Below are 7,836 nucleotides of genomic sequence, written 5' to 3'. Positions count from 1 at the left end.
CTGGACGACGCCGCGCTGGCCGCGCTGGCGAGCGCCATGCGCGGCGCCGGCCTGTCGGCCGCGCTGGCGCAGCGGCTGGCGGCGCTGCACACCGCCCTCAACGATTTCGATTTCCCCAAGGCCCATGCCACGCTGCTGGAATTGGCCGACCATCTGGCCAAGGAGACCCCATGATGACAGACCCCACCAACGAGCTGCCGCTGATCCTGGCCGTCGACGACGAGGCCAGCAACCTGCAGCTGCTGCGCCATATCCTGCAGGACCAGTACCGCCTGCTGTTCGCCAAGGACGGCCCGCGCGCGCTGGAGCTGGCGCGCCAGGAGCGGCCGCAGCTGATCCTGCTGGACGTCATGATGCCCGGCATGACCGGCTATGAAGTGTGCCGCCAGCTGAAGGAAGAGCAGGCCACCGCCGCCATCCCGGTGATCTTCGTCACCGCGCTCAGCGACGCCAGCGACGAGGTGGTCGGCTTCGACGCCGGCGCGGTCGACTACATCACCAAACCGGTCAGCCCGCCCATCGTGCGGGCCCGCGTGCGCACCCACCTGTCGCTGGTGCGCATGGACGAGCTGACCCGCACCCGGCTGGAGATCGTCCAGCGCCTGGGCCTGGCGGCCGAGTACAAGGATAATGAAACCGGCCTGCACGTGATCCGCATGAGCCACTACTCGCGCATCCTGGGGCGCGCGGCCGGCATGAGCGCGGCCGAGGCGGACGACCTGCTGCACGCGGCGCCGATGCACGACGTCGGCAAGATCGGCATCCCGGACAGCATCCTGCAAAAGCCCGGCCCGCTGGAGACGGCGGAGTGGAAGGTGATGCAGACCCATGCCGCGATCGGCGGCGACATCATCGGCCAGCACGCCGGCGGCATGCTGGCGATGGCGCACCAGGTGGCGATGACGCATCACGAGAAATGGGACGGCAGCGGCTACCCCAACGGCCTGGCCGGCCGCGAGATCCCGCTGGTGGGGCGCATCGTCGCCATCGCCGACGTGTTCGACGCGCTGACCTCGGCCCGGCCGTACAAGCCGGAATGGCCGATCGCGCAGGCGGTGGAATACCTGGAGCAGCAGCGCGGCAAGCACTTCGACGCCGAGCTGGTCGACCTGTTCCTGACGCAGATGCCGGCGCTGCTGGAGGTCAAGCAGCGCTGGGCCGAGCAGGCCTGCGGCTAGCGGTCTGCCCCGCCGGGCGCAGGCGCAGGCGCCGGCGGCGCCAGCGGCAGCAGGATGCGCGCCACCAGGCCGGGCGCGCCGTCCTCCAGCCGCAACTCGCCGCCGTGCGCCAGCGCGGTGGCGCTGACGATGGCCAGCCCCAGGCCGTTGCCCGGCAGGTGGCGGCTGCCGTCCAGGCGGTAGAAACGCTGCGTCACCTTGCCGCGCTCGGCCGCCGGGATGCCGGGGCCGTTGTCGTGCACCGCGATCGAGGCCAGGCCGCCGTGCGAGCGGCCGGCGCGCAGCGCGATCGCCTGGCCGCTGCCGGCGTACTTGATGGCGTTGTCCAGCAGGCTGGCGACGGCGCTGGCCAGCAGGTTGCGGTCGCCGTCCACGTACAGCGGCCCGGGCGCGTCCACCGTCAGGCGCACGCCGCCGTCCTCGGCGCTGGCCTCGTACAGGTCGCCGATGTCGGCGGCGATCCGGCCCAGGTCGAGCCGCTCGAACAGCCGGCTGCGCATGCCCGATTCGGCCTCGGCGATCTGCAGCAGGCGCTCGAACAGCCGTATCAGCTCGTCGATGTCGTCGATCGCGTCGTGCGCGGCGTCCGACAGGCGCGGCAGCGTGGCCTGGTGCCGCAGCGCGTCGTCCAGCTTGCTGCGCACGCGGCCCAGCGGCGTGCGCAGGTCGTGCGCGATGGCGTTCGACACGTGGCGGATGCCGTCCATCAGCAGCTCGATGCGGTCCAGCATGCGGTTGATGTCGCGCCCCAGCAGCGCGAACTCGTCGCGGCCGCTGACCGGGATGCGCGAACCGAGGTCGCCCGCCTCGATCTGGGCGGCGGTGCGGCGGATCGCGCCCAGGCGCCGCTCCACCACGCGCCGGAACAGCAGCGCGCCGGCCACCGTCAGCAGCAGCGACACGCCGGCGCCGGCCAGCAGCGCCTGCCAGATCACGGCGCGCAGCGCTTCCTGCTCGCTCAGGTCGCGCCCGACGATCAGCACGCCGCCGTCGTCCAGCGCGCGCCGGTACAGCCGCGCCGGCGCCTGGCGGCCGCCGCGCGCGACCACGGTGTTGAACAGGATGGGAGCGGCGGCGGCCGGCGGCCAGGCGCCCAGGTTGCCGGCCAGCGGCCGGCCGTCGGCCGCCAGCAGCCCGATGAGTTCAAGCTCGCTGTCGACGCCGTCGTCCAGCTGGCGCCGCACCTCGGCCAGCAGCGCGCCGTGGGCCTGGCCGGCGGCGTGGGCCAGCAGGCGCTCCGACTGGGCGACGATGCGGCCGTCGATCTCCCGGTCCAGCACGCCCACCGTGCCGTGGTAGAACACCGCCGACACCAGCGCGATGGACGCCGTGCCCAGCAGGCCGTAGCCCAGCACCAGCCTGGCGGCGGTCGAGGCGCGCAGCGTGATCAAGCGGGCCCGCCCCCGGCCGGCGGCGCGCCGTCGTCGGCCGGGGGCGGGCCCATGCGGTAGCCGACGCCGCGCAGCGTGTGGATCAGCATGACGGGGAAATCCTTGTCGACCTTGGCGCGCAGGCGGCTGATCTGGACGTCGATGACATTGGTCTGCGGGTCGAAATGGTAGTCCCACACCGATTCGAGCAGCATGGTGCGGGTCACCACCTGGTTGACGTTGCGCATCAGGTACTCCAGCAGCCGGTACTCGCGCGGCTGCAGCGTGATGACCCGGGCGCCGCGCGTGACGCGCAGCGTGCGCAGGTCCAGCTTCAGGTCCGCCACCTGCAGCTGCGCGCTGTCGGCGCCCGGCGCGCTGCGCCGCCGCAGCGCCTCGACGCGCGCCAGCAGTTCGGAAAAGGCGAACGGCTTGGACAGATAATCGTCGGCGCCGCCGCGCAGGCCGCTGACGCGGGCGTCGATCGAGGTCAGCGCGCTGACGATGATGACCGGGGTCTGCCTGCCCAGCGCGCGCAGCCGGTCGACGATGGACAGGCCGTCGATGCCGCCCGGCAGCATGCGGTCGAGGATGATGATGTCCCAGTCCTGGCCGGCCGCCAGCGCGAGGCCGTCCGGGCCGTTGTCGCCGGCGCTGACCAGGTGGCCCGCTTCGCGCAGACCCTTGCAGATGTAGTTCGAGGTTTCGGCTTCGTCTTCAATGACCAGGCAGCGCACGCGGGACTCCGGGATACGGGGGATGGCGGCTATTCTACCCCGCGGCGGGGAGCCGCGGAGCAAGCGCGGTGGTGAACTCCCGCCCGGACGACGTCGTTGCGTCGCACAGGGGGTGGCGCCGTCTTGGCAGCGTCATTGATGAGGACCATCGGCAGGGCGCGGAGTTCGACCGCCATAATAGCCGTGCCCGCCAGCGGCGCACTTGCGCCAGATCAAGCGGGGCGCTGGCGGCCGGCCAGTTCGCGGTACAGCGCGTGGTAGTTGCGCGCCATGGTCTCGGCGGTGAACAGTTCCCAGTAGCGCGCCTCGGCGCGGCGGCCCATTTCGGCGGCGCGTTGCGGCTGCTCCCACAGCGTGCGCATGGCGGCGCCCAGGGCTGGCGCATCGTCGGGCGGCACCACCAGCCCGGTCTCGTTGTCGAGGTTGATGTAGGTGGTGCCGGTGCCGATCTCGCTGGAAATCATCGGCTTGCCGTACATCGCCCCTTCCAGCAGCGAGATGCCGAACGCTTCCGAGCGCAGGTGCGACGGGAACACCATCGCATAGCACAGCTCCAGCAGCGCCACCTTGTCCAGCTCCTCGACCGCGCCGACGAACAGCACATGCGTCAGGCCGAGGCGCTGCGCGTGTTGCTTGAGCTCCTGCTCGATCGGGCCGGCGCCGACGATCACCACCGGATAATCCAGCTTGGCCATGGCGTCGAGCAGGATGTGCAAACCCTTGTAATAGCGCAGCACGCCGACGAACAGGAAGAAGCGCTCGCCGCAGCGCTCGCGCCACTGGTCCTTGAGCGCGGCCGGCGGCTGCGGATAGATGGTCTTGTCCAGGCCGTAGGTGATGGTGCGGGTCTTGTGCTCGAAGCGCTTGAGCACCGGCGACGAGGCCAGGTAGTTGGGCGAGGTGGCGACGATGGTGTCGATGCTGCGCAGGAAGCGGCGCTTGAGCGGGCTGTACACGCGCAGCAGGTTTTTCTGGCGCACGATGTCGGAGTGGTAGGTCACCACGCTCGGCTTGTCGATCCGCGCCATGAAGTGCGCCAGGTCCATGAACGGCCACGGGAAGTGGTAGTGGATCACGTCGGCCTCGCGCGCCAGGCGCGCCAGCTGGCGGATCGCCGCGAACGAGAAGCCGGTGGAGGCGATCTCGAAATCGAGCGGCATGCGGTGCACGGTGTGGCCCTCGAACTCGATCCGGGTCGGGCCGCGGTCGCGCGTCAGGGTCAACACTTCATTGGTGACGCCGAGGCGTCCGGTGCCCACGCACAGCTGGCGTATCACTTGCTCGATGCCGCCCCAGGTATCGGGGTAATAGGTCTTGTAAAAATGGAGGACGCGCATTGGCAGCTTCAGTGATGCTTCAATTGGAGAGGACCTGGCGGTACACGGCGACGGTGCGGCGCGCCGCGGCATCCCAGGTCAGTTCGAGCGCGCGGCGGTGGCCGGCGGCGATGCAGCGCTGGCGCAGGGCGTCGTCGCGCGCCAGCGTGGTCATCGCGGCGCTGATTTCCGGCACCGACAGCGGATCGAATTCCAGCGCCGCGCCCTGCGCCACTTCCGGCAGCGAGGTGGCGTTGGAGGTGGCCACCGGCACGCCGCTGGCGAAGGCTTCCACCAGCGGCAGGCCGAAGCCCTCGTGCAGCGACGGGAAGATGAAGGCGCCGGCGCCGGCGTACAGGTGGTGCAGCTGGGCGTCGTCGGTCAGTTGGCTGAGCCAGATGACGTTCTCGCCGCGCTGGCCGGCGGCCTTGATCTGCGCCACCAGCTCGTCGCTGAGCCAGCCCGGCGCGCCGACGATCACCAGCTGGCGCGCGGCGCGCAGCACCGGCGGCAGGGCCAGATAGGCCTGCAGCAGGCGGCCGACGTTCTTGCGCGGCTGCAGCGTGCCGACGAACAGGAAGTAGCCGGCGGTCAGGCCGTAGCGCGCCAGCGTGGCGTCGCGCGCCTCGGGCGCCGGCGCCTCGAACCATTCGGGCCGCACGCCGTGGTGCACCACGCTGATCTTGCGCTCGTCGACGCCGAAGCATTCGACCAGCTCGCGGATCGAGTAGTGGGAACCGGTGATCACATGCTGGGCGCGGCGCGCGGCCTGGACCTGCAGCCAGTTCTTCAGGCCGCGCAGGCGCGGCTTGCACCACTCGGGATGGGCGATCGGCACGGCGTCGTGCAAGGTCGCCACCACCGGGCAATCCATGCGCACGATGCGGTAGTCGGTGGCGTGGAACAGGTCCAGCGGCGGCGCGTCCCGGCCCGCCAGGCGGCTGATGTTCATGTGCACCGACGACGGCAGCAGCAGGTTGCCCAGCGTCGCCAGCGGGAACGACAGCGGCAGCGCGCGGCCCACCGTCAGGCGCTCGCTGGCGCCCGGCGACGGGAAGGAAAACGGCAGCACCTGGGCGCCGGCCTGCGGCAGGTGTTCCAGCAGCGCGCGGCTGTACACGCCCATGCCGTCCAGCCGGCCGCCGGTCAGCGCCGGCTCGGCGGTGGTGGTGGACAGGCCCACGCGCAGCATGCGCGCGGCCGTGGCGGGGACCGCGCTCACGCCGTGTACATCCAGCGCAGCGTGTCGGCCAGCGGCACCGTCGCCAGCGGGCCGATGACGGCCTGCAGGCGGCGGTTGTCGCCGACCAGCCGCACCACTTCATTGGCGCGCACGAAGGCCGGATTGACGTGGACATTGATCTGGTAGCCGGCGATGTCGGCCATCATGGCCAACGCCTCGCCCAGCGAATAAGCCTGGCCGGAGCAGATGTTGAAGGTCTGGCCGGCGGCGGCGGGGCCGGCGGCCAGCAGGCGGCGGTAGCTGTGCGCCACCATGCGCACATCGGAAAAATCGCGCCACACGTGCAGGTTGCCCAGCTCGATGTCGGCGGCGCGGCGGCGGAAGTGGCCGACGATCTTCGGCAGCAGGAAGTTCTCGTGCTGGCCGACGCCGGTGTAGTTCAGCGGGCGCACCACGATCAGCGGCAGCTTGTCCTGCCACAGGCGCGCCATGTATTCCATGGCCAGCTTGCTGACCGCGTAGTCGTTGGCCGGCGCGGCCGGCACCTCTTCGCCGATCAGGCCGACGTCGGTATTGCCATAGATATTGGCGCTGGAGGCCAGCAGCACGGCCGACGGCCGGTGCCCGGCGGCGGCCAGCGCCTCCAGCAGGTTGCGGGTGCCGACCACGTTGACGCGGTAGATCTGTTCGACATCGCCGTGGCCGACGAAGGCGATGCCGGCCAGGTGCACCACCACGTCCGGCCGCACCTGGGCCACCATGGCGGCCAGGCCGGCGCGGTCGTTCAGGTCGACGGCGAACTGGCGCGCGCCGGGCGCGTGGCCGGGCGTGATGGTGCCGTAGACTTCATAGCCGGCGGCCAGCAGCTCTTGCTCGACATAGCGGCCGGTGAAACCGGCCAGCCCCGTGATCAGGGCGCGCTTGCCGACGCCTTCGGCGCCCTGCATGACTACAGCTGCCATCGTCGTTCCCTTAGAAAGAGAAGCCGGCTTGGTTGCGGCGCAGGTCGGCCTCGACCATCATCTGGCACAGCTGCTCCAGCGTGGTCTGCGGCTTCCAGCCCAGTTCCTGTTCAGCCTTGCTCGGATCGCCGATCAGCAGTTCCACCTCGGCCGGACGGTAGAACTTCGGATTGACGCGCACCAGCACCTTGCCGGTTTTCTTGCAGCTGCCGATTTCGTGGTCGGCCTCGCCGCTCCACGCCAGCGCCACGTCGACCGCCTTGAACGCCATGCTGACGAAGTCGCGCACGGTTTCGGTACGGTTGGTGGCCAGCACATAGGTGTCCGGCTGGTCCGCTTGCAGGATGCGCCACATGCCTTCGACGTATTCCTTGGCGTAGCCCCAGTCGCGCTTGGCGTCCAGGTTGCCCAGTTCCAGTACCTCGAGCTGGCCCAGATGGATCTTGGCCACCGAGTCGGTGATCTTGCGGGTGACGAACTCACGGCCGCGCAGTGGCGATTCGTGGTTGAACAGGATGCCGGAGCAGCCGAAGATGCCATACGATTCGCGGTAGTTCACGGTCATCCAGTGGGCATACAGCTTGGCCACGCCGTACGGGCTGCGCGGGTAGAACGGGGTGTCTTCCTTTTGCGGCACGGCCTGCACCTTGCCGAACATTTCCGAGGTCGACGCCTGGTAGAAGCGGATCTTCGGATTGACGATGCGGATCGCTTCGAGCAGGTTGACCGGGCCGATGCCGGTGATTTCCGCAGTGGTGACCGGCTGTTCGAAGGACACGCCGACGAAGCTTTGCGCCGCCAGGTTGTAGACCTCGTCCGGCTGCGCGCTTTGCAGCAGGCGGATGTTGGAGCCGAGGTCGGTCAGGTCGTACTCGACCAGTTTCAGATTCGGATGCGACTGGATGCCCAGTTCCTCGATACGCCAGAAATTCACCGAGCTGGTGCGGCGATAGGTGCCAGTGACTTCATAGCCTTTTTCCAGCAGCAGTTCCGCCAGATAAGCGCCGTCCTGGCCGGTAATACCCGTAATCAGGGCTTTTTTTGTTTTATTCATGGTGAGTGACCATCCAAATCATGGGTGACTTTACAA

Annotated in this window: 7 protein-coding genes; 1 reads left to right on the top strand and 6 read right to left on the bottom strand. The window is 69.6% G+C overall.

Annotated elements, in window-relative coordinates; genetic code table 11:
* Positions 1-170 precede the first annotated feature (170 nt).
* On the top strand, positions 171-1,178 hold the full coding sequence (locus AC1RMD_RS16055) for a response regulator (RefSeq protein ID WP_492927669.1): 1,008 nt from the start codon (positions 171-173) through the stop codon (positions 1,176-1,178).
* Here AC1RMD_RS16055 and AC1RMD_RS16050 read toward each other — a convergent pair.
* The 6 genes from AC1RMD_RS16050 to gmd all read right to left on the bottom strand — a co-directional run bounded on the left by AC1RMD_RS16050 (position 1,175) and on the right by gmd (position 7,800).
* Positions 1,175-2,569 (bottom strand): HAMP domain-containing sensor histidine kinase, encoded by a 1,395-nt coding sequence (locus AC1RMD_RS16050; protein WP_492927668.1) that lies wholly within the window; start codon positions 2,567-2,569, stop codon positions 1,175-1,177. The genes AC1RMD_RS16055 and AC1RMD_RS16050 overlap by 4 nt on opposite strands.
* Entirely contained in the window at positions 2,566-3,285 is a 720-nt protein-coding gene (locus AC1RMD_RS16045) for a winged helix-turn-helix domain-containing protein (protein ID WP_492927667.1), read from the bottom strand. Before AC1RMD_RS16045 ends, AC1RMD_RS16050 begins: the two co-directional genes overlap by 4 nt.
* A 212-nt stretch (positions 3,286-3,497) precedes the next feature.
* Positions 3,498-4,622, bottom strand: coding sequence for a glycosyltransferase family 4 protein (locus AC1RMD_RS16040; protein WP_492927666.1), 1,125 nt, complete (start codon positions 4,620-4,622; stop codon positions 3,498-3,500).
* Positions 4,623-4,641: 19 nt separating this feature from the next.
* The gene (locus AC1RMD_RS16035) at positions 4,642-5,823 is read right to left on the bottom strand and encodes a glycosyltransferase family 4 protein (protein ID WP_492927665.1); all 1,182 of its coding nucleotides are present in this window, start codon (positions 5,821-5,823) and stop codon (positions 4,642-4,644) included.
* On the bottom strand, positions 5,820-6,746 hold the full coding sequence (locus AC1RMD_RS16030; RefSeq protein ID WP_492927664.1) for a GDP-mannose 4,6-dehydratase: 927 nt from the start codon (positions 6,744-6,746) through the stop codon (positions 5,820-5,822). The genes AC1RMD_RS16035 and AC1RMD_RS16030 overlap by 4 nt, the downstream gene beginning before the upstream one ends.
* A gap of 10 nt (positions 6,747-6,756) precedes the next feature.
* On the bottom strand, positions 6,757-7,800 hold the full coding sequence (gene gmd / locus AC1RMD_RS16025) for a GDP-mannose 4,6-dehydratase (protein WP_492927663.1): 1,044 nt from the start codon (positions 7,798-7,800) through the stop codon (positions 6,757-6,759).
* Positions 7,801-7,836: the final 36 nt, after the last annotated feature.

It is taken from the genome of Duganella sp. GW822-FHT06D06, from assembly GCF_058799615.1.
The sequence above is the reverse complement of the archived record's forward strand: the minus strand, read 5'-3'. Positions and strand labels throughout refer to the sequence as shown.